At 60.3% G+C, this 23261-nt stretch carries 9 protein-coding genes; 3 read left to right on the top strand and 6 right to left on the bottom strand.

The genetic code is table 11. The features are described from left to right. Positions 1 to 317: 317 nt before the first annotated feature. A complete protein-coding gene (locus Enr13x_RS23255) occupies positions 318 to 5588 on the bottom strand; it encodes a protein kinase domain-containing protein (protein ID WP_145389243.1) in 5271 nt (1756 codons plus the stop codon). 365 nt (positions 5589 to 5953) lie between these two features. Between Enr13x_RS23255 and Enr13x_RS23250 the strand changes: the two genes are divergently transcribed. Continuing rightward, positions 5954 to 12589 carry a dockerin type I domain-containing protein gene (locus tag Enr13x_RS23250; RefSeq protein WP_145389242.1) on the top strand — a complete coding sequence of 2212 codons (6636 nt, stop codon included), beginning with the start codon at positions 5954 to 5956 and terminating at the stop codon, positions 12587 to 12589. Positions 12590 to 12737: 148 nt separating this feature from the next. Next, the gene (locus Enr13x_RS23245; protein ID WP_145389241.1) at positions 12738 to 13577 is read left to right on the top strand and encodes a hypothetical protein; all 840 of its coding nucleotides are present in this window, start codon (positions 12738 to 12740) and stop codon (positions 13575 to 13577) included. Between the two features lie 3 nt (positions 13578 to 13580). Here the strand turns inward: Enr13x_RS23245 and Enr13x_RS23240 are convergent, their stop codons facing one another. From Enr13x_RS23240 to Enr13x_RS23225, 4 genes are all read right to left on the bottom strand, one after another. Beyond that, a complete protein-coding gene (locus Enr13x_RS23240; RefSeq protein WP_231743733.1) occupies positions 13581 to 15179 on the bottom strand; it encodes a Ppx/GppA phosphatase family protein in 1599 nt (532 codons plus the stop codon). Further along, positions 15172 to 16185, bottom strand: a complete 1014-nt coding sequence (locus Enr13x_RS23235) for an AAA family ATPase (protein ID WP_145389239.1) — start codon at positions 16183 to 16185, stop codon at positions 15172 to 15174. The genes Enr13x_RS23240 and Enr13x_RS23235 overlap by 8 nt, the downstream gene beginning before the upstream one ends. Before the next feature lie 44 nt (positions 16186 to 16229). After that, positions 16230 to 17141 (bottom strand): lipase family protein, encoded by a 912-nt coding sequence (locus Enr13x_RS23230; RefSeq protein ID WP_231743732.1) that lies wholly within the window; start codon positions 17139 to 17141, stop codon positions 16230 to 16232. 360 nt (positions 17142 to 17501) lie between these two features. Continuing rightward, positions 17502 to 18524, bottom strand: a complete 1023-nt coding sequence (locus Enr13x_RS23225; RefSeq protein ID WP_145389238.1) for an AAA family ATPase — start codon at positions 18522 to 18524, stop codon at positions 17502 to 17504. 180 nt (positions 18525 to 18704) lie between these two features. On the opposite strand from Enr13x_RS23225, the gene Enr13x_RS23220 reads away from it, so the two are divergent. Continuing rightward, on the top strand, positions 18705 to 20567 hold the full coding sequence (locus Enr13x_RS23220; protein WP_145389237.1) for an ABC1 kinase family protein: 1863 nt from the start codon (positions 18705 to 18707) through the stop codon (positions 20565 to 20567). A gap of 583 nt (positions 20568 to 21150) precedes the next feature. On the opposite strand, the gene fusA is transcribed toward Enr13x_RS23220, so the two are convergent. Next, positions 21151 to 23247, bottom strand: coding sequence for an elongation factor G (gene fusA, locus Enr13x_RS23215; RefSeq protein WP_145389236.1), 2097 nt, complete (start codon positions 23245 to 23247; stop codon positions 21151 to 21153). Positions 23248 to 23261 lie beyond the last annotated feature (14 nt).

Here is a 23261-nt window from a genome sequence, read left to right as displayed (position 1 = left end):
CCAAATTGCCTAAGCTTTCGTTTGTTCGGTTGTTCCCCAGTTTGGGAGGAGCGTGTCACTCTCGATGCCACTTTCCCTGGCGAGGTCGTGCAGTTTCAAAGTCACCCTCCTGGCAGGAGGGTCGAGCGAAGCGAGGGGAGGTCGATCGGTTATGCCGGAGTGATTTCGAGCCACAACGAACCCTCCCCGGCCGCTCGTACCCCGCGTCCGACCCTCCCAAGGGGAGGGTGACCTTGAACACTTCTCGACCTCGGAGGGACGCTTCAAATCCGCATGGCCTCCACCGGTGAGTGTTACACCGCAACACCGTGACGGGGTCAATTGGGCGGCGTCTTCAGTTCGTTGACCATTTTGATGGCATCGTCGACGACCGATTCCAACCGGCGATTGCCGGCGTTTTGGAAACTGATTTTCAGGAAGTCGAGGCACCGGATGACTTCCGCGTGTTTCCCGCCGGCCAATGCTTGACTGGCGCTGAGTTGGGTTTGTTGTTTCGCCAGGGGATCTTGTTTGGCGATTTCGGCGACCCAATAGTTGAGGGAATAGAGCACCATCAGACACAGGTTGTTGGTGATGTACGTTTGGTCGTCGACATATTCCGGCGGTTGGGGGATCGCGTCGCTGACCGCGGCGAGGTCGCACGCGAAGCGGAAGATGGCATCGGGATCTTTATTGCGTGCCGCGGCGTCGCCCTCCAGAAAGACTTTGGAAAGTTCCAAGTAGTCGCCGCCTCGATTGCGGTCGAGTTGCGACTCGAGTTCTTTGGGGCCGATCGATAGATCTTCGGGCTCGCTGGCGGTGATGCTTTGCACGGTGGAAATCAGATTGGCGAGTTGTTCGCGGACACAGCGCGTCGCGATTTTGGCCAATTCATAGGTCGCGTCATCATCCTCAGCGAGCTTCTGCAATTTCTCGGTTCGCTGCAGAATCCTAAGCGGAACGGTAAACAGCGTCTTGTCGGGGCAATTGCGGAAAAACGCGATATCCGACAGCAGCCCCATTCGCATGATCACGTCGAGGGTGTCGCCACGTCCATCCAAGATCCGCAAGCACTCGATCGCTTCGGACAATCGACCGCTCTTGGCCATCACCCAGGCACATTTGCGTGCCAGATCGCTTCGAATCGTCAGGTGCACCAGTTCGTCGGCGACCAATTGGACGGCGGTGATGGAAGCCTGCAGTGCGTCGTTTTGATTACCGCGTTCCCATTCGACGCTGATCTTCCAAACGTACCATTCGGCCGCCTTGTTCGCTTCCACTTCGTCCAGATTGGCGACGTCCGCGGGACGCGCGCCGAGCGATTTGGCTGCATCGGCCAGCGCGTTGTCTTTGGCACTGCCTTGCAACGTCAGCGCCCAACGGTATTCACAACGCCCGAGCGAGAAACGTGTCTTCAGATCTTGGTCGTTCTTGTTCTTGGCCTGGGCGAAGGCTTCGATTGCGAGCCGGAAATGGTCTTCGCGTCGTTGGACCGTTGCCTGGTCGTCAGCGATCGAGCAATAGTGGGCGATGTCTTCGCAAACATTTCCTTTGGTGATGTAGGCAGCCACGAGCGGACAGTGGACGTCTTCTTCCCATTGTTCGTCATACACGTCCAACGCCCGATCGGCCCGCGTCAACGAGGGCTGCAGCAGACGCAATTTGTCCGGGATCGCCTTTTGCAGGAACGCCAAGCGGACGCCCAGGTCGGCGCTTTTGGCCGAGACTTCATAAAGCAGTCGTCGCTGGTCCGGTCGGTTGACGTCGCCTTGCGAGGGAATCCCGCTGAGGACGGATTCGGCGGCATCGTAGGCTTGGCGGAGAAAGCCCCCAAGCTCGGCACGTGTCACGCTGGCGTTTGCCAACCGCTCATAGCCTTCGCTGCGGAGGAACTGGATCACATCCTGGGCCTTTCCCGTTCGGGACAAATTGTCGGCCAGCGTCTGCAACTGGTTGCTGTCGCAGTTGCGGAGATCCACCGCAGCCATGGCAACTTCGAACAGGTAGGGACGGGCTTCGACGTCGGACAGCGTTGCGTCTTGGGCTGCGATGGCGGAAATCGCGATCTGTTGACGACGATACAAATCGGCATCTTGAAACTCCGACCGCGTCATCGGATCGGTGTACGCGACCGCGGCGACTTGACAGAGTTTGCTGACCTCGTCGATCGGCCACTGAAATTCAGGTTGAAAACCGGACGGCAGCAACTGGTCTTTGTTGAATCGCAGCGCTTCGTCGACCACATCGGTGACCGTCGGCAGCAGCACCATACGAATCAACACACCCTTCGGATTCGATGCCAGGGTTCGCGGGCCGAATCGATCACGACCGAATCGTTCCAGCAGCGTTCGTGTGGGGCGAAGCAGCAGACGCAGCGCAACCTCGCTTTTGGCTTTGGCCTCCCGCGTCTGTTCCCATTGTTCCAGGCCGATCCGATGCACGGCCTTGAGCAATTGGGTGGACAGTTCCGCCGTCGTTGCGGGGCTGTCCAAACGGTCGTCGATCAGTCGTGGGATGACGATGGCGGTCGCGCCCGCACCGCCGCTAGCCACCGACTGAAGAAACAATTCGTTTTCCAGCACCGTCGGCAACCCTTGATCGGTCGATCGCACCAGGGTCTCGGCCAGCCCCAAGTACGAACGGGCACGACGGATGTCGGCGGCGTTTGCCGATCCATTGGAATAACGCAGTGAGGTGATTTCGTCATCGGCAATGCCCGAGGACGCGACGGATTGGCGGACAATCATCTCGGTGCCCTTGTACAGTCGCGTCGGCCCCAGGGCTGCAATCGATTCCCGCGCCGTGGTGGCCAACTGCTCGCCGAGTGGACCGAGGTCTTGGTTCTGCAAACAGGCGGCACAGGCTAACAAATAGTTGGCGTATCCGTTTGAGATTTGCTCCAAGTATCCGGGGGCCGACGACTTGAGAATTTGGCTCGCCGCTGCAACGACCGTCTGGTCGGCCGACGGGGCCGCGATTTGTTGTTCCATTCGGATCGCCGCCGCCAACACCGCCGACTGCGGCCGGTCATCGAGCAGACCCAACCATCCGTCCAGATCCAATTCGGATCGTCCCGCCGGATCGAAGATCAATTGGGGACTTTCACGAAGCAGGGAAATCGCCGCGGCCGACAAGAACTCTTCCGGCACCGGCGTGTCAAGTTCACGCTCAATCCAGCGGGCAGCACTGACTTGCGTATAAAAGCGTGTTGCCGATCGATCGGGATTGTCGAGGATGCGTTGGCCGATCGCACGCATGAAGCTGGCCAGCAAGGGTTCTGCGCGCATCTCACGCAACTGGATCGGGGAGATGTCGGCAGCGTTGATCGATGCCAACGTTTTCTCAGCTGCATGGTCGTCGGAGCGATGTTCCGCCATGGCACCGATGACGGCCAAAACCGCTTTCTGTTCGGCGTTGATCGAACTCGCCAGACGCAATTCCCCGAGCAAACGATCCACCTCGCTCCAGCCGGATTGTTGGACCGCGGTTCTCAGTTCGGCGAATCGCTTTTCGGTTTTTAAGTCTGGAAATCCGTCCAACACGCGTTGCTTGGTTGGCTGGCTGATCGTCGCATCGGTTGCGACGGTTTCGGTGACCGCGGGCTCGACCGCCAACGTGAACGTCTCGCGAATCTCCGACCAACGTTGCGAGTACAACGGGTGGGGGCCGAACTGGCGAACCACCGACTCGGCGCGGATCAGATCGTTTAAACGCGTCTCTTCCAGCCATTGCTCCGCCGTCCACGTCTTGATCTCTTGTGCCGGCATGGTCGCCAGCACCGGCAGCAGCGATGCCAGCGTCAAGTCGATCGACTGCTGCGAGAAATCACCGGGACGCTGATCGAGCGACTGACGCAGCGATTGCAGGTGCTGCGGCAACGCTTGGCGAAGTGCTTGCAATCGATCGGGCAACGGCCGGGCGCCGAGCAACAGGTCGAACCGAACGGCGGCGGCGTGATAGAGCGAAAGGTATTCGGCGCAGGCGTTGTTGAGAGACTCATTGCCGGACGTTTGCCAATGTTGTAACCCCTGCCAGATCACCGAGTCGGGCTTGTCGGGTTCCAGTTCCAGTTGGTCCAAACAGCTCGCCATGGAATTGACTTCCTTTTGCGCGATCGCAGAACCGGGCCGGTCTTCATACTGTTTTAATGCGGCGTGAATCTTGTTGATCAGCCGGGCCGCCGCATCCGCGAAAAGCGCATCGGCCTTTTCTTTCAATTCCCCTTCGGATTGCGCGCCGATTTCCGCCGACCGGCTCATCACCTCGGTCAACGTGACGTGCGATTCCTCAAACTGCAACGGGTCGGTGCGCTCATAGCTGGCTTTGACTTTTTGCAGATCTTTCGCGACTTCGATTTCGCTGCGACGGAAGATGGAATTGAAACTTTCCGGATGGACGACGCTCCAGACACCGATTCCTAATCCCGCGGTCACCAGCAACACGGCGACGGCGGTGATGATTCGACCGATCGTGATGCCGCCACTTTTCTCGACACCCGATGCGACGGCGATCGCGTTGATGAATTCGGTGCACGATCCGTATCGCTCGCTGGGCACCCGGCGCAGGGCTTTTTGCAACACCTTGCGCTCCGCCGGGGAAAGCGCGTCGAGATTGAGCTTGCCCGTCGACTTGGCCACCAGCATGCTGGCGTGCGTGGTGATGTCAAAGGGCAGCAGACCGGTTCGCAGCTCGTAATACGTCACCGCCAGCGAGTATTGATCGACTTGCCGACTGTACCCCTCGTTGTGCAGCACCTCCGGCGGTGCATATGCCGGTGTCGCAAAGGCTTGTTGCGTCTGACGCATGTCGCCTTCCATCTGCTTGGCCAGCCCGAAGTCACACACCTGGGCTTCACCACCGACCAGCAAGATATTCTGGGGTTTGATGTCACAGTGATAAATCTGGTGCTCTTGATTGAGCAGATCGATCGCGCTGGCCGACGCGCGGAGATAACGAATCGTTTCGGCGGCGTCCAATCCATAGGGTGTGTCGTGGGCATCGGGGGGCAGCCCGGCTTCCTGACGTACGAATTTCAGCCGATCGTAGAGGGTGCAATCACCGAGCCCCATGACGACGATCAACTGCTCGGCGGTGACCTTCGGTTTCGACGGCTGTTGCTGGGGACCGCGATTCTCCCCTTCCGGTCCGTCAGTGCCTGGCCCTGCAGTGGGGTCGGGGAAATGCATCCCGGTGCCGATCGCCATCGTGCCGCCCACTTCGCCGACCCGGCCGCTGTCGGCCGCCGAGGCTGGAGAGCCGGAGGCGGGGGGCGGAGGCATGCCGACTCCGGCGGCACTGACCGAATCAAAGGTCAGATCCTCCGTTTCACCATCGGCCAAGATTCGACCATCGGCGTCTTTCGTCCAAAACCCAAACAGGGGGCACAGATTCGGATGGTGCACATCGCGAATGGTCTTGAGTGCCTTGAGCTCCTTGCGACCGCCGAGGTCCTTCAAATTACGGACGACCTTCAGCGCCACCTTGATGCCACCGGCGGCCTGAGCCTGCCAAACATCCCCCGCCATCCCGCTTCCTAGGGGGCTGATCAGGGTGTAGCCCGGAACAACTTCCATACCGGGATGGAATTCGACGGGAGGGGCGTTACTCATTAGAGGGGGGTGTGTCCGGCGGGAAGATCGAATCGGGGGCCAACCCTGTCATACCAGCTTAGCGTGTGCTTTCAAGCGTTGTTTTGAGCCACCAAACGTGACAATTGATTTTAGGCGTTTGGATGGATGGAACCGCCGTGAAAGAGCGGAAACCAGGCAAGTTGGTCCTTTTGTGACTGTTGGCTTGTTTTTCGCAGCTGGGTGACTTTACTCGGGGGTGAGAGCATCGGTGATCCTAGGGGCTGGTTTTGCAGCAAACCCACCGAACTCTCGGTCAAAATCTGTCGACGAAAGTGAAAGTCAACCCGCTTCCGAGTGATCGACATTAATTCACCTACACGCCATCAGGGTATCCAGGTTCTGTTATGCCGCGAAACTGGCCACACCGTCTGCTCGGCTCGATCTCCAAACGCCAGCCCCGAAAGAACGCTCGAAAGCGGACCCAGCGGCGCCGCATTTTGGTCGAATCGCTCGAGAACCGCCGTCTTCTCGCCGTCATCACGTCGTCCGACACCGCGACGGTCGATGAAAACCAAGTGTTCGCGATCGATGTCCAGTCCACCGACGATCTCGATTCCGAAGGCAGCGGATTGACGTATTCGTTTGGGGGAGGCGCCGATCAGAGTCTGTTCAACATCGATCCCAACACGGGCGTATTGCAATTCAATTCCGCCCCTGATTTTGAACAGCCCGCCGACGACGGCCTCGACAATGTCTATGACGTCACCGTGGTGGTCACCGACAGCGACTCGAACTCCGACTCACAACCAATTCAAATCACCGTCGCCAACGTGAACGAAGCCCCGGTGGCGGATGCGGGTGGTCCCTATGCGATCGATGCCGGACTGACGATCACGGTCGACGCCAGCGGGACCACCGATGTCGATGCCGGCGACACGCTGACCTTCAACTGGGACCTGGACCAAGACAGCGTCCCCGATTTCATCACCAACGACGCCGTCGCCACGATTCCGTGGATGACCGTGATCGATCACATCGGCGTCGGCTCGCACACGATCGATTTGGTCGTCAGCGATGCCGATGGGCTGACCTCCAGCGCCCAGGCAAGCGTCGACATCAGTGATCTGTTTATCTTCCCCGCGGTTTCGGATAACGTCGCCGACCAATACACGATCGAAATCGCCGGCGCCGATCTCCAGGTCAATGACAGCAACAACGGCACGCTGCTGAGCCGTGTCCCGATCGGGACGATCACCAACATCGCGGTTCAAGGAAGCTCGGACCAGGATACCCTGACGATCGACTACTCCGGCGGAGTGATCGTGACGCCGATCTCCTTCGACGGCAACGATCCGTTGAATGACCCCAACAATCCCGGGATCCCCGGCGACGCGCTGCGGTTGGTCAACGGTAACGCGCTGGTGGTCGAGCATCAGTTTGCCCCGCCGGTCAATGATCAGATGGGCGGTACGATTTCGATCCAGTTCAACGCCCTCGATTCCGGGACGATTCAGTACACCGGTCTCGAACCGATCGTTGACAATTTAAGTGCCACGGACCGCGTGTTTACCTTCACCGGTGGCAGCGAAACGATCACGCTTTCGGACGATCCGGTCGGCGGTGATGACGTCAATCGAATCGATTCGACCCTGGGCGAACTGGTCGACTTCCTGAATCCCACGACTTCGCTGACCATCAACGCCGGAACGGGCGACGACCAAATTGATGTTCTCGATTTGGACTCCCTGACATCGTTCCCCACCCTGACGGTCAACGGTGACGACGCCAACGACACGATCAACATCGCCAGGGTTCCGGCGATGCGGACGGCTAATTTGAACGGCGGCGTCGGCAACGACACTTTCAACGTCGGTTTAACCTCGTTGGACGGAATTCTCGGTGCCGTCGTCGTCGGCGGTGACGCGCACGATGCTGCACCGACGACCAGCGACAGCGTCACGGCAAAGACCACCACGGTTGACCTGACCCTCCCGATCGGCGACCAACTCAATGTTTCCGACAGTTCCAGCGTGACGGCGGAAACCTACACGTTGACCGACTCCACCTTGGCCTCCACCGGATTGGCCGGCAGCCTGACTTACGCCGGTGTCGAATCGGTGTCGCTAGAAACGGGCAGCGACAACGACATCGTCGCCATCACCAGTACCCTCGCCGCAGGCTCCACGTCGGTGGATTCCGGCGACGGTGACGATACCGTGACGATCACCAGCACGGGCGCCGGAGGCATCGTTTCGATCAACACGCTCGGCGGTGCCGATTCCGTTTCCATCACCAACACGGGTGCCGGCAGCGTCACGCGAGTCGCCAGCGGCGATCAGGACGATGATCTGGTCGTTACGTCGACCGGTGCCGCAAGCGGTTTGGCGATCGATGCGGGCAGCGGCGACGACGTCGTCACGCTGATCAACACCGGTGCCGACTCGGCAACCGTCATCGACACCGACACGGGCTCCGACGTCATCAACGTACGCGGCACCGCGACGGGCAGCGCCACCGACATCTTTGCCGGTGCAGACGTCGACACGATCAACGTTTCCTCCGACGCCGCTGGCACACGCAGCGCCGATCGCGCCGTGATGCGGGGTAATCCGGCGGGCGTGCTGGACGGCATTTTGGGCGCGATTTGCGTCTACGGTGAAGACCCCGCCGTGGTCAGCCCCGGAGTCACCGAAACGGTGACTGCCAAAACGATCACGGTCGAGCAGAGTTACGATCTGGGTGACGAGCTGAACATCAGCAGCGAAGGCAGCGCCGCGGCCAACACCTACACCCTCGACGCAACGACGTTGACGTCGACTGCATTGGCCGCCCCGCTGATTTACGACACGATCGAAACGCTGAACCTGGAAACCGGTTCTGCGGCCGACGACGTCACGATCACCACGACCGGTGACCGGACTCGGACGACGGTCAACACCTACAGCGGCATCGACACGATTGACGTCACGACGACCGGCCTTGAGAGCGTGCTACTGATCGATTCGGGAATCGACAACGATAGCGTGACGATCGAAAACACGGGGACGACGGGAACACCGGGTGTCGTCGACGCCAGCGTCACACAGGTGACCACGGGGGACGGCGACGACGATGTGACGGTCACCACGACCGGTGCCGAAAGCGGATTGGCGATCGAAGCGGGCAGCGGCGACGACGTCGTCACGCTGATCAACACCGGTGCCGACTCGGCAACCGTCATCGACACCGACACGGGCTCTGACGTCATCAACGTACGTGCCACCGCGACGGGCAGCGCCACCGACATCTTCGCCGGTGCAGACGTCGACACGATCAACATTTCCTCCGACGCCGCGGGCACACGCAGCGCCGATCGCGCCGTGATGCGGGGCAATCCGGCGGGCGTGCTGGACGGGATTCTGGGGGACATTTGCGTCTACGGTGAAGATCCCGCCGCGGTCAGCCCCGGAGTCACTGAAACGGTGACTGCCAAAACGATCACGGTCGAGCAGAGTTACGACCTGGGTGACGAGCTGAACATCAGCAACGAAGGCAGCGCGGCGGCCAACACATACACCCTCGACGCAACGACGTTGACGTCGACTGCTTTCACCGCCCCGCTGATTTACGACACGATCGAAACGCTGAACCTGGAAACCGGTTCTGCAGCCGACGACGTCACAATCACCACGACCGGTGACCGAACGCGGACGACGGTCAACACCGACGGCGGCATCGACACGATTGACGTCATGACGACGGGCCTTGAAAGTGTGCTTTCTATCGATTCGGGAATCGACAACGATAGCGTGACGATCCAGAACACGGGAACGACGGGAACACCGGGTGTCGTCGACGCCAGTGTCACACGGGTGACCACGGGGGACGGCGACGACGACGTGACGGTCACCACCACCGGTGCCGAAAGCGGATTGGCGATCGATGCGGGCAGCGGTGCCGACGTGGTCACGTTGATCAACACCGGTGCCGACTCGGCAACCTTGATTGACACTGACACGGGCTCCGACGTCATCAACGTACGCGGCACCGCGACGGGCAGCGCCACCGACATCTTCGCCGGTGCAGACGTCGACACGATCAATATTTCCTCCGACGCCGCGGGCACACGCAGCGCCGATCGCGCCGTGATGCGGGGCAATCCGACGGGCGTGCTGGACGGGATCTTCGGGGACATTTGCGTCTACGGTGAAGATCCCGCCGCGGTCAGCCCCGGAGTCACTGAAACGGTGACTGCCAAAACGATCACGGTCGAGCAGAGTTACGACCTGGGTGACGAGCTGAACATCAGCAACGAAGGCAGCGCTGCGGCCAACACCTACACCCTCGACGCAACGACGTTGACGTCGACTGCTTTCACCGTGCCGCTGATTTACGACACGATCGAAACGCTGAACCTGGAAACCGGTTCTGCAGCCGACGACGTCACGATCACCACGACCGGTGACCGGACTCGGACGACGGTCAACACCGACGGCGGTGCGGACACGATCGACGTCATGACGACGGGCCTTGAAAGTGTGCTGCTGATCGATTCGGGAATCGACAACGACAGCGTGACCATTGATAGCACCGGAACGACGGGAACACCGGGTGTCGTCGATGCCAGCGTCACACGGGTGACGACCGGTGACGGCGATGACGAGGTGACGGTCACCACCACCGGTGCCGAAAGTGGATTGGCGATCGATGCGGGCAGCGGCGACGACACGGTGACACTGCTCGGCACCGGTGCCACTTCAGCGACCGCCATCTCGCTCGGTGCTGGCGACGACATCACCAACATCCGTGCAACTGCCGCCGACAGCGTGGTGGTCGTCAACGGGGGCAGTGACAACGACACCGTCAACATCACTTCCACCGCCGACGGTTCGCTCGGCACGCCGAATGGGAATTTGAACGGCGATTTGGATGGCATCTTGGGTGACATCTGCGTGTTTGGCGAAGGCCACGACGGGCCTTCGATCAGTGAGTCGGTGACGGGTCGGCAAACGATCGGATCGGACGTGACGCGAACCGCCACCGTCGACACCGGTGACACGCTGAACGTCTCTGACCAACTCTCCGCGGGGGCTCACAGCTACACGGTCACAGCGACTTCCGTCGAGCGATCCGGCGGTGGCAATGTCGCTTACGAAACGACCGAGACATTGAATCTGCGAACCACTCAGGGTGACGCCACCGTCGCCGTCGTCTCGACGGCCGATGCCACGTCATTCAATCTGACCAGCTATGTCGGCTCCGACACGGTGACGATCACAACGACCGGGGCGGGTTCGATCAGCCAGATTTCGACCGACGACAATGGTGATACCGTGAGTGTCGCTTCGACCGGCGACACAAGCGTCACGGTGGTCGATACCGCAGCGGGCTCCGATGCGGTTTCCATCGAATCGCTTGGTGACCAGGCCGGGTTGCAAGTGAATTCCGGGGACGACATCGACAGCGTCGACTTGTTGGTCGAAACCGCCGCGCCGGTTCGCACCGGATTCGCGGTCGTGAATGTTGCGGCCGGCAGCGGCGACGACACGCTCAACGTCAACGAAGTCTTCCTGAACACGATCGTTGACTTGAATGGAGACATGGGCGATGACACGATCAATCTGAACGCGTCCGGTGCCGATACGGCCGGCTACCTTGGGCGAATCAACAACGACCCGCTGGGCAGCGATGCGGTCGCAGCGACCCGTCAGTTGTTCCTGGACGGTGGAGACAACTCGCTGGGCGGCAGTACGGTGACCCAAGGCGTGACCAACGTCGGCGGATTCCCGGTGCAGGATAGCGAATCCGGCATCGCCACCGGTGACCGCGTCAACCTGCTGGCCGGCAGCGCCACCGAGTCTCTGGATTTGCGGTACGTCATCACCGCGGCCTCTCAAGGCGTCTTGGCAACCACGACGCCCGGCACACCCCGAGCCACCACGGGCAATGAAGTGTTCGAAACACTGGGCATCGAATCGGTCGATGTTGTCACCGGTACGCAAGATGACATTTTCACCGTCACCAGTGACATCCCGATCGAGATCACCGCGACCGCGCAGCTGTTGACCTTTGACGGCGGCAACGGAACCGACAAATTCGAAGTCATCGGTGGCAGCGATGCGGACTTGATCACCGTCGCTCCATCCGGCGACGCACAACTGGAACCGTTCGGAATCGCCAACGTCGAATTGGTCCGGATTGACGGAAACGGCGGCGATGACCAGATCTCAACTCAAACGTCGACGCTGGGAACACTCAACGGTGGCGCCGGCAACGACACGCTTTATGGCGGATTCAATCAAGACTTGCTGACCGGCGGTCCGGGGGTCGATTTCCTGTTCGGCAACTCCGGAAACGATGTGCTGATCAGTGACCAGGACTTCGGCAGCGACGCCGCGTTCATCACCGACGGCGAGCTGCTCAACGGGGGCAGCGAAGACAATCTCAGCCCCGGTGACATCTGTGTTCAGCTCGGTGTCGATACGTTTAGCAGCTGCGAGGCGTTTGAAGACGGCGGTGGCATCAAGGATGTCCTGACGTGGCTTCGCGGGGTGATCATCCCGCAGGGTTCGGTGAATTTCTCCGACCCCAACAACCCGTTCTTGTTGCCCTTTGTTCCCGTCCGAACCAATCCGGCCCCGTTGTTGCTGGTGACCGAACCCAGCCAGATTCCGTCGTTGGTCGCCACCACCAACATGACGCAGCCGCCACCCCAGCCCCAAACGTTTGCTGCTGCGGATGTCAATCAGGACGGCGTTGCCTCGGCCAGAGACGCCTTGATCATCATCAACCATATCGCCCGGACTCAAAACAGCACCGCATCGGGCGAGCAAGTCCTGAGCGAGGCCGACCGCAGCAAGGACGTCAACGGAAACGGTGTGATTGAACCGTCGGATGCGCTGATGGTGATCAACCAAATCGCCAAAAGCGATTATTCCAGCGGCGAAGGCGAGGCGGGTGCGGCGTCCGACTGGATCCCGGCCGTTGACAGTGTCTTTGCCGACGCCGACGATGAAGAGCGTTTCCTGGACGACCTGTTGTTGGGAATCGGCACGCTGTGACCAATCGCAACAATGTTGCCAAAAGTCAACATTGTTGATTTGACTCCCCCCACGGTCGACCTAGGTTTACTTCGAATCCGCACAATCCAACGTATCCGGGTGCGGCATTGAATCCACAAGATCGAAGACTCGGGGGAGTTCAACCGAAATGTTAGCCGCAAAATTCTGGGGCGGACTGGTCGCCGCAACCGCCTTACTGGTCGGAACCGCAAACGCCTGTGACGATTGTGCCAAATGCAAGGGGACCGGTGTCTGCACCAAAACGGTCCAAGTGCCCTGCACCGTGATGAAGACCGTCACGCAAACCTGTTATCGCGAAGAACAACGCGTCGAAACCGTGCTGGTTCCCAAGACGATCACGGTCGAAAAACAAGTGCCCTACGAGTACAACGCGCTGGTCTGTGTCGACAAAGTGGACGAGCAAGTCATCGAAGTCAAAACGCCCAAGTTCCGTTGGGTCGATCAAGAATACACGATCATGGTTCCCGGAAAGGACACCGTCACGAAGATTCGCAAGCGGACCGAGTGCGTGCCCGTGACCGAAACCCAAACCTGCATCGAAGACCAGGGGCATTGGGAAGTGCAAATGGTGGCCACCGATTCCTGCGGCGGATGCAAGTGCACCGAAAAGAAAGTCTGGTGCCCCAACCCGGTCGAAGTCAGCAAAGAAGTCACGGTGATGAAGGAAGTCTGTGTCGAAGAACCCTACACCTGCGAAGTCTGCATCTCTGTGCCGATCAAGAAAACGCGCAAGGTGAAAGAGTACTTCACCAAGACGGAAACCAAGACCATCAAGCATCCCTACAAGACGATGGAATATCGCAAGAAGACCAAGATGGTCACCGCTTGCGTGCCGGAAACCGTGAACGTCGAAGAAACCCGCACCTGCACCGTCAAGGTTCCCTACACGGTCGAAAAACAGGTCCCCTGCACCGTCATGAAGACGGTTCAGCAAACCTGTGCGTGCAGCTGCGGTTGCGGCAGCTGAGACTTACGTCTCTCCGGCCCGCAGCATGACGGACAAGCCGAACACGTCACGGAACAGACCGGCTTGTTGTTTCATCGCAATCTGTTCCAACGAAACGTCCCGAACGCCCGGGACGTGGATCATCAAGCGTTTCCCATCGGTCTGGCATTCGATCTCGCGAATGCGACTGGTCCGCGTGTCATCGAGGGCCGTTGCCAGCCGAAGGATCGAAGCCAGTTTGTTGACAATCACCCGCGTCTCGCGGTCCAGGGACATGTAATCGGTGTGTGACGGTTGCGGTGGGGCCCGACGATAGTAACGCGCGATCAACCCGACCTGTAACAGCTCGCTTCTGGAAAGTCCAAACAGTTCGCTGTATTTGATGATGTACAGGGAGTGCTTGTGGTGGCTGCGGACGTTGATCTGCATGCCGATTTCGTGCAGGAGCGCCGCGACGTGCAGGATCACCTCATGGCGGTTGTCCAGCATATGTTCCGATCGAAGCTGGTCGAACAGTTTTCGCGCCAATTCGGCGACGCTGCGGGCGTGCATCTCGTCGAAATGGAATCGCCGTCCCAGCGACAACGCCGACCGCACGATCTGGTTGCGAAACTCGGCCGTCCAGCTTCCGCCGACCGCGATGTCTTTGAGCAGTCCTTCGCGCAGATTGGTGTCGCTGACGTAGACGTGTTCCAGATGAAATTGTTTGGCCAACATCGAATAGGCCAGCAACGCGGGGCCCATCGTTTCGGCTTCGATGAACGAGGCGTCGAACCGTTTGACGATTTCGTCATCGCCCATCTTCAAGACGGTGTCGGTCAATTCGGCCAGCGATTTGGTCGGCAGGACGGCCAATTCACCGGGTTGCCAGTCATCGACGATCAGCCGCGTGGCCAATCGGATGTCGCCGCCGACGGCCACCAAATTCAATTGTGAATCGCCGCGGACAAATTCGTTCAACTGGTTCAGCGTCCGGTTGATGTGATTTTCCAGCAGGGCGCGGCGACGATCGACCCCGGCGCGGGCCAGATCGATCGCCTGCAACATCCGTAGCGACCCGAGTCGAAAGGAGTTGCTGGCCAGCACGTTGCCGCTCCGCACGATCAGGACTTCCGTGCTGCCGCCACCGACCTCCAACACCATCGCCTTGCCGTTGGAAAGCTCGGCGTTGGCCAGTAACTGGGGCGTGATGCCCATGTACGTGATCCGATTGACTTCCGCTTCGTCGATCGGTTCGACGTGCAGCCCGGTCGCGGTGTAGACGCGATCGGCGAAGGCGAGCCGGTTGGAGGCTTCGCGGACGGCGCTGGTCCCCACCACGCGAATGTCCGATGTTCCTTCGATGCCGTATTCACGCAGAACACGCTGGTATTGGGACAGGACGGAAACGACACGTTCGGTGCTTTTTCGCGACAGTCGACGCGTCTCAAACGCTTCCTTTCCCAATTGCACCGGCTGCACCAACTGGTCCAGCACGCGAACCTTGGCGCCGTCATGGATCTCCGCGACGGCCATTCGCATCGCGGTGGCTCCGATATCGATGACCGCAACGATCCGCTGCATCGTCGACGGCGAGGTTTCGATGCGTTCCGCAGCGGCTTCCTTGACAGGCGAACTAGACATTGAAATCTTCATCCTCTTCATCGTCTTCACGATCCGGGTGCATGGGATCGTCGGGGTCAAAGAACAGATCGGCCAGCCCCAACGGCACGGCGTCACCGCCCAGGGTTCGACTCTTCCGCTGCGACAGTTGCTCCAGATCAAACGCTTCATCGCCCAAGCAACTCTTGAGCGCTTCCTGCCAAGCGACATCTCGGCTGACCGGGTGATCCGGATTCTGCGAGATGCGTTTCAGGGCGTAACGAAGCAAATTGATTCCGTCGCGCGGTGAGAATTCCAGTTTCAATTGATGCGAGCGTTGCAGAAATTCCACCGTCATCGCCAACATCTCCGCTTCGGCAAAGGGCAGGTGGTATTGCAGGATCGCCATTTCGTCCTGCTTGTTGGGAAATCCGACCGGCAACGTGGGCTGCAATCGGCTCATGATGTAATCGGGAATCTCGAACGTCGACTCGTCTTGGTTCATCGTCACCGCGGCGCGGAATTCGCTGTGCGCGTCGATCGTGATCCCCGCGACGATCGATTCGACGTAGCGTCGGTTGTCGAACAACGGTGCCAGGGATGCCCATGATTTTTCGTTCATCCGGTTGCCTTCGTCCAGCACGCACACGCCGCCACGGACCATCGCCGTGACCAACGGGGACGCGTGGTAGGCGATCTCGCCGTTTTGGCTGAGCACCGGGGTGACCAACAGATCTTCGGGGCGCGTGTCGGCGGTGCACTGATAGATGTACAGCGGCCGCCCTTGTGCTTTGGCCGCCGCGATCGCCAGTTGGGTCTTGCCCACGCCCGGCGCCCCGACCAACCGTGGCGTCAGCGGCAAATCGGCTTCGTCGAGGGAAATCCAGCACGCCAACAGTTGCTGCAAGATCTCCGCTTGGCCGATCCAGCGGCCGGGATCGACATAGGGCTTGGCCAGTTTTAATCGAACGCCTTCGATTTCAACGTGCGTCGATCGCAACGCGTCATTTTCGTCGGAGTTCGTCATCGCGTCTTTCGTGGGACTCATCTTTCGTGTTGGTGCCGTGCCAGGTTGGCCATTAGGAATCGTACTCATTCGTCCGTGTCGGCGTAGGCGGAGGCGGGTTTTGCCAGACCGCCCGATCGGAGCCGTTGTTCTTCGTCACGAACGGCCGCCACAATCGAATCGATGTATTGGTGGATCGAATGATCCGCGAAGTGATCGATTTTCCACCGTCGCAGCCCGCGGAGAAATCCGTGCCACTTGTCACGACGTTTGGAGACACGCCCGAGTTTGCGGATGCGGCCATTTCGATCAAAGTAGACTTCGCTGCCGCTGTGTCGGTAACCCAAAAACGAAGGCGGCACTCGCGTGACGATGTCGTTGTTGTGGACGAAGCGGTAGTGGTCCAGTTTAACGTAGTTGATGTAACGCTTGTCACCCACCCGTGGGCTACCGAACGTAAACAGCTCCATCGGGTTGCTGGGGATGTGCGACAGATGGCAGCGACCGGCACAGATGGTTGCCATCGCCCCGCCGAGCGAATGTCCACAGAAATAAAGCGAGTGCTCGTTGTCCAGTAGCGCCGTTTCGACCATCGGCCATAGATCGTCGACTTCGGTCTTGAATCCGCGGTGCACCCGTCCGACCGTCTCGGCAAGCACGCTGGCCGCGTTGGCATCGGCGCGGATGTCGTTCCATTCGTTCGGTTCGGTGCCCCGGCACGCGATCACGCAATCGTGGCCGTTGCGGAAACGATACGCTTGGGATCCATCCCGATCGAAAAAGGTCACGTCGTCAAACCCGGCGATTGCCGCCGCCGCCCGGGCCTCGGCGTCGTCGTTGTAGGAAATCATCGATAATTCCGCAAACAACAACGAACGACGCAGAAAACTCATTTCCGCGATCGGCCCCCGGACCGCCGAATGGATGACCAACGGGACTTCACCCGGATCCTGAACCCCGTTGATCGATTCGACGGATTTGACGACGTTTTCAAGCACCCTGTCTTCAAGCACCCTGCACCCCGCTGCCAGAGATGGCGATGTGGACGAAATCGGCCTACAGCCTAGGGTCCGCGGCCCCCTCCTGACCAGCCCACACGCCGCCCACCGGACGGCGTTGTCCCAATACCACGTTCGTTGGCACCAAAGGGGGTGTTCGTGTTAGCGGCGCACGGAAAATAAGTGTCGGATCTAGCAGTGGGATAGGCTTCCAGCCTGTCATTCCAGCGTCGACAGGCTGGAAGCCTATCTCACTTATTTTCCGAGCGTTGCTTAGCGGCAGGGCGCGAGCCCTCCGGTCTTTCACGCCGTTCCGCTCACACCTTCAGCCCCAGGCTAAGCGGCAATGGGCGTTGTCCGTTACGCCTGCACCGTCGGCACGGCGATTTCGCTGACGATCTCCTGCAGCACGCTTTCCGTGGTGACTTTGCGAAGCCGACTTTCCGGCCGCAGGATCAGGCGGTGATTCATCACCGGGGAGAGCACGCGTTTGATATCATCGGGCGTGACAAATCCACGCCCCCGAATCGCCGCCATCGCCTGGCCGCAACGAAACAACGCGATCGTCGCCCGCGGGCTGCCGCCGAGTGCCAAATCATTGTGACGGCGCGTCTGCTCGATGATCTGCAAAAAGTACTGCCGCACCCGCGGATCGACGTGGACCTTGCGAATCTCCGCTTGCGCCGCGATCAATTCTTTGGCCGTCGCGACGGCCGGCAAACGGTCGATCGGATGCGTGTGCTGCAGCAGTTCCAGCATCCGCATCTCTTCCTCCATCGACGGATAGCCCAAACTGAAACGCATCAGAAACCGATCCAGTTGTGCCTCGGGCAGCGGGAACGTGCCTTCGTGATCGACCGGGTTTTGGGTCGCGATCACCAGAAATGGTTTTTCCAGAACATGCGTGGTGCCGTCGACGGTGACACAACCCTCGGCCATCGCCTCCAGCAGCGAGGCCTGGGTTCGCGGCGTCGCGCGGTTGATTTCGTCGGCCAGCAAAATCTGGGTGAAGACCGGTCCGGCACGAAACTCAAACTCGGCTTCTTTCTGGTTGAAAATCGACGTCCCCGTCACGTCGGTCGGCAACAAGTCCGGCGTGCACTGGACCCGTTTGAACTTGCAGCCAATGCTTTTGGCCAACGCCCGTGCCAGCATCGTCTTGGCCACACCCGGCACGTCTTCGAGCAACAGGTGGCCGCCGCTGAACCAGGCGACCAGGGACAGCACCAGTTGCTTTCGCTTGCCGACGATCGCGTGCTCGACATTGGCGATCACCCGTTTGGCGAATTCGGAGACCGCCGCGACATTGGCGACTTCGCCGGCACTGCCGGCCGTGGCTCCTGCGTGGGCAGACGGGTCGACGACGGGTGGGGCTTCGGTCATAAGAAACAAATCGCGGGAAAGTCGAGCTGGAACTGGAGCGGCGGCGAAGGCTGACCACCAGTTTAACTGATCAATTCGTTTGGTTTCTTTGTCTAATTCTTTTTGCCACACCGGCCAACGGCTTGAATTTCTTCCCCCCAGCTACAATGGCCCGACGACCGCTCTCTTGATTCTTTTCGCATGAAAATCACCGCCATCCCCCAGCTTTACCGGAATCTGCGCCGCTGGCGCGAGATCCTGGCCGTGCTGCGCCGCTATGGCTTGGCCGATTGGCTCAGCCAGCACCGGCGGCTCCCCTTCCAGGGCTGGTTCAAGGACCATCGTGGCACACCGTTGGCTGAGTACACGCGGGAACAACGGGTGCGGATGGCGCTGACGGACCTCGGTCCCACGTTCATCAAACTCGGCCAAATCCTCGCCGCACGCCCCGATCTGGTCGGCATCGCCCTGAGTGAAGAATTGAAGGGGTTGCGGGCCAATGTCCGGCCCGACGACATCGCGAAGGTGCGGAAAACGCTCGCCGGCGAATTGGGCGACCATTACGAATCCCACTTCGCCAGCATCGATGCCCAGCCGCTGGCCAGTGCCTCGATCGGCCAGGTCCACCGCGCGGTGCTCAACGACGGGCGGCGGGTGGTTTTGAAGGTCCAGCGGGCGGGAATCGAAAAAACGGTCAAGCAGGACATCGAGGTCTTGAGCGGATTGGCGGTGCTGGCCGAACGGGTCGAAACCGTGGCGGCCTGGCGACCGGGCGATGTCGTTCGCCAGCTCGCCCCGATCATCACCCGCGAGCTGGATTTCAGCCGGGAGCGGCAATCGTTGGAGCACTTTTCCGCCTGGATCGCCAAACACAGCGCCGACGTCGTCGTGCCCAATCCGGTCGCCCCGCTGTGCACCCGCCGCGTCTTGGTCATGGACGAACTGATGGGGCGATCCCTGGCCGAATGCTTGCGTGATTCGGAACGCTCGCCCGCATCGACCGCACCGACTGGCGCCAATTCGACCGGCGCCACATCGAAGCGCACCACATCGAAGCGCACCGGGGAATCGACCTCCCAAGGCAACGGCGCCGCGACCAAGCCGTCGCGCGACAACGGTCGGCGCGAGCAGTTGTCCAAGATCACCCTGGACGCTGATCGCTGCGAAACGATCGGGCATGCGATCGCCGATGTCTATCTGGCGATGATCTTTGAAGAAGGCCTGTTTCACGCCGATCCCCACACCGACAACCTGTTTTTGCTCGAGGATGGCCGGCTGGGGATCTTGGATTTCGGGATGACCGGCCGGATCGATGAGCGGTTGCGAGAGAACATCGAAGACATGTTGGTCGCCATTTCAGGCGGCGATCAAAATCGCTTGACCCGGCTGATCCGCCGCGTCGGTGAAACGCCTCCCACCCTCGACGAGTCCGCGCTGTCGATCGACGTCGCCGATTTTATCGGCACTTATGGCCAGCAATCGATGGACGAATTCGATCTGGCCGGGGCGCTGACCGCGCTGACCGAACTGCTGCACAAGCATTCGATCAAGTTGCCCAACCAATCGGCCTTGCTGCTGAAGATGTTGATCTCGCTCGAAGGCACCCTGAGCGAATTGGGCGCCAGTTTTGACTCGCTGAAAGTGATTCGATCGCTTGCGCACAAGACGATGCTTCGCCGTCTAAGCCCCCAGCGTCGTTTCCGCCAGGCCCGTCGCATTTATTTGGAAGCGGAAAGCTTTCTCGAATCGGCGCCCGACGAACTGGTTTCGTTGATGCAGATGCTTCGCCGTGGCGAAACGCGGTTCACACTGGAGCATCAGCGATTGGGACCGTCCGTCAATCGACTGGTCCTCGGCGTGATGGCCAGCGCCGTGTTTCTCGGATCGTCGCTGTTGCTCGCGCAAAAGGTCTCGCCGCTGATCTCCATTCCGCTGTACGTCACCACGCTGGAACCGATCAGCCTGTTCGGGCTGGTCGGCATGGTCGGAAGCATCTCGGTGATGTTGTGGTTGCTGCTGGCGATCGCCCGCAGCGGCCACCTGACGCGTGACAACGACAATTGATTGCCGTTTTTGTGAGCCGCGACGCGTAAGCGGCCGGGCGTGAGCCCTCCGGCCCGTCAACGCGTTTCCAATCCTGAAACCGGACGACTCGCGCCGTGCCGTTATCACCTTCTGTGCCGATGCCGGTGGCATGACCCCGGACGGGGTCAAAGCCATTAGCCGGAGGTGAGCGCAGCGACACCTCCGGGCATTCGGCCACCAGCGTGTCGCGACCCCGAAGGGTGTCGAAGCAATTTGCGTACGAGCCCTCGCGCCCGGTCCGCCACCCGCGCACGCAACCGCCACGGTCTACTCTTTCAGAAACGCGGACTGCCCCTCCGCCCGCAGATTGATGCGCTGCGAACCCGTCCGGGGTCGAGGGGATTTGCGAGAGCATCCTTCCCGGAGGTGGCGCTGCGCTGACCTCCGGCTACTCGCAGGAATCCCTTCGGGATACCCGGCTCGCTGGCGCTCTCCGTCGGCACCATACGAATTGTGATTGTTAGCGGCAGGGCGCGAGCCCTCCGGTCTTTCAACGCGTTTCCAACCCTGAAACCGAACGGCGCGCGCCGTGCCGCTATCACCTTCAGAGATCCGGCCACCATCAAAACTGGAAACTGTGCGCGTCTTCTTTGGGGGCCGGTTGGTAGCCGAGCGGTTCCATGCTGCTTCCGGCGCGGCCTTGGCTGAGGCTGCGGACGGCGCTCGAATAGCCGAACAGCTCTTTCAGCGGCGCATGGGCGGTGATCACCGTCATCGCGCCGCGTGTTTCGGTGGCGGCGATCAAGGCGCGGCGTTGTTGCAAGTCGCCGACCAATTCGCCCATGTAGTCTTCCGGCGTCGTGACTTCCACCTTCATGATCGGTTCCAGCAGCACGGGGCCGGCTTTTTCAAGTGCCTTGTCAAAGGCGTCGCCGGCGGCGATTCGAAACGCCACCTCTTCGATGCCACCTTCTTCGCTGACTTCGGCGTCATAGGCTTCCAGCTTGATTCCCGACAGCGGAAAACCAGCCAGCACACCACCGCCCTCGGCGCGGTCGCGAAGCTCTTGAATCGCGGCGTGCCGCACATCGCCTTGCAGCAGCGTGTCCGGCGGCAAGCGATCGAACACGATCGGCGTCGCCGAGCTGTCTTCCAGTGGCGACACCCGGACACTCAATCGGGCAAACATCTGCGTCGCGCCCATCTGGCGGTTGCAGACGCCGATGACGTCGGCCGTGCCGCCGATCGTTTCGCGGTAGTTGACCCGCGGCTTGTAGAATTTGACGTTCAATCCGAAGTCGCGAGTCAGCCGGTGCTGGATCACTTCCAGGTGCAGCTCGCCCATGCCGCTGATGATCGTCTGCCCCAGTTCCTCGTTGTCGACCGCGCGAAACGTCGGGTCTTGGCGACGCAGCATGTCCAGGGTGTCATCCAGCTTCTTGCGGTCTCCCGTGTTTTCCGGTTCGATCGCCATCGACAACACCGTGTCGGCGAACGTGATGCTGGGCAATTCGATCTGGTTCTGGGTGTCGCACAGGGTGTCGCCCGTGATGGCAAACCGGGGGCCGATGACGCAGCAGATGTCGCCGGCGGCCAGCGTTTCGGTTTGCCCGTCGCGTTCTTTTTTGGACGCGTGGATCTGCCACAACTGGGCGACGTTTTCTTTCTTGTCACGGTTGGGGCAATAGACCCGTGAGTTCTGTTTCAGTTGTCCGCTGTAAATTCGAATCCAATAATTGTCGCCCGTCTTGGCCGGCAGAATTTTGAACACCAATGCGCTAAACGGCTCGGTCGGGTCCGGCTTTCGGATCAGTTGCTGGTCCGGCTTTTTCGGGTTGAAACCCTCGACCGGCGGGCGATCGAGCGGGCTGGGCAAATAGTGTCCGACGGCGGTCATCAGCGGTTGGACGCCGATGCCGTGCAGCGCCGACCCGCACAGCACGGGCTGGATCGTTTGCTCGATACAGCCCTTGCGCAACGCTTTGCGGATCACGTCGACGGGGACCTCTTGGTCCTCCATCACCAACGCCATCGCGTCTTCATCGATCTCGCAAACCGTTTCCAATAGCTGTTCGCGCCACAGCAATGCGTCGTCCATCAACTCGTCGGGGATATCCGTTTGCCTGACCTCCTTGCCTTCGGTCTCGGGGTCGAATTGCAGAAACTTCAGGTCGACCAGATCGATCACCCCGCGGAACGGGTTATTGACGTGCGTCGGCCCTTGGCCGACGGGCAGTTCGACCGCAACCGGTCGGCCTCCCAGCCGGGGGCCGATGTCGTTGAAGACGGAATCGAAATCGGCGCCTTCGCGATCCATCTTGTTGATGAACACGATTCGCGGCACGTTGTAGCGATCCGCTTGGCGCCACACCGTTTCACTTTGCGCCTCGACGCCTTCCCGAGCCGAAAACACGACGACCGCGCCGTCCAGCACGCGCAAGCATCGTTCCACTTCGGCGGTAAAGTCGACGTGCCCGGGCGTGTCGAGCAAGTTGATGTGGTACTTGTCCCAACGATACTTCACACAGGCGCTAAAGATCGTGATCCCGCGTTCCTGTTCTTCGGGGTCGTCATCGGTGTCGGTCGTCCCGTGGTCGACGCGCCCGACGCGGTGCTTTGCACCGCTGAGGTACAGCATGCGTTCGGTGACCGTCGTTTTACCGGCATCGATATGAGCGATGATTCCAATGTTGCGCAGTAAATTGATGTCGGCAGACATGATTGATCGGGGCG

The sequence above is a fragment of the Stieleria neptunia genome (genome assembly GCF_007754155.1).
Classification (GTDB): Bacteria; Planctomycetota; Planctomycetia; order Pirellulales; family Pirellulaceae; genus Stieleria; species Stieleria neptunia.
The sequence above is the reverse complement of the archived record's forward strand: the minus strand, read 5'-3'. Positions and strand labels throughout refer to the sequence as shown.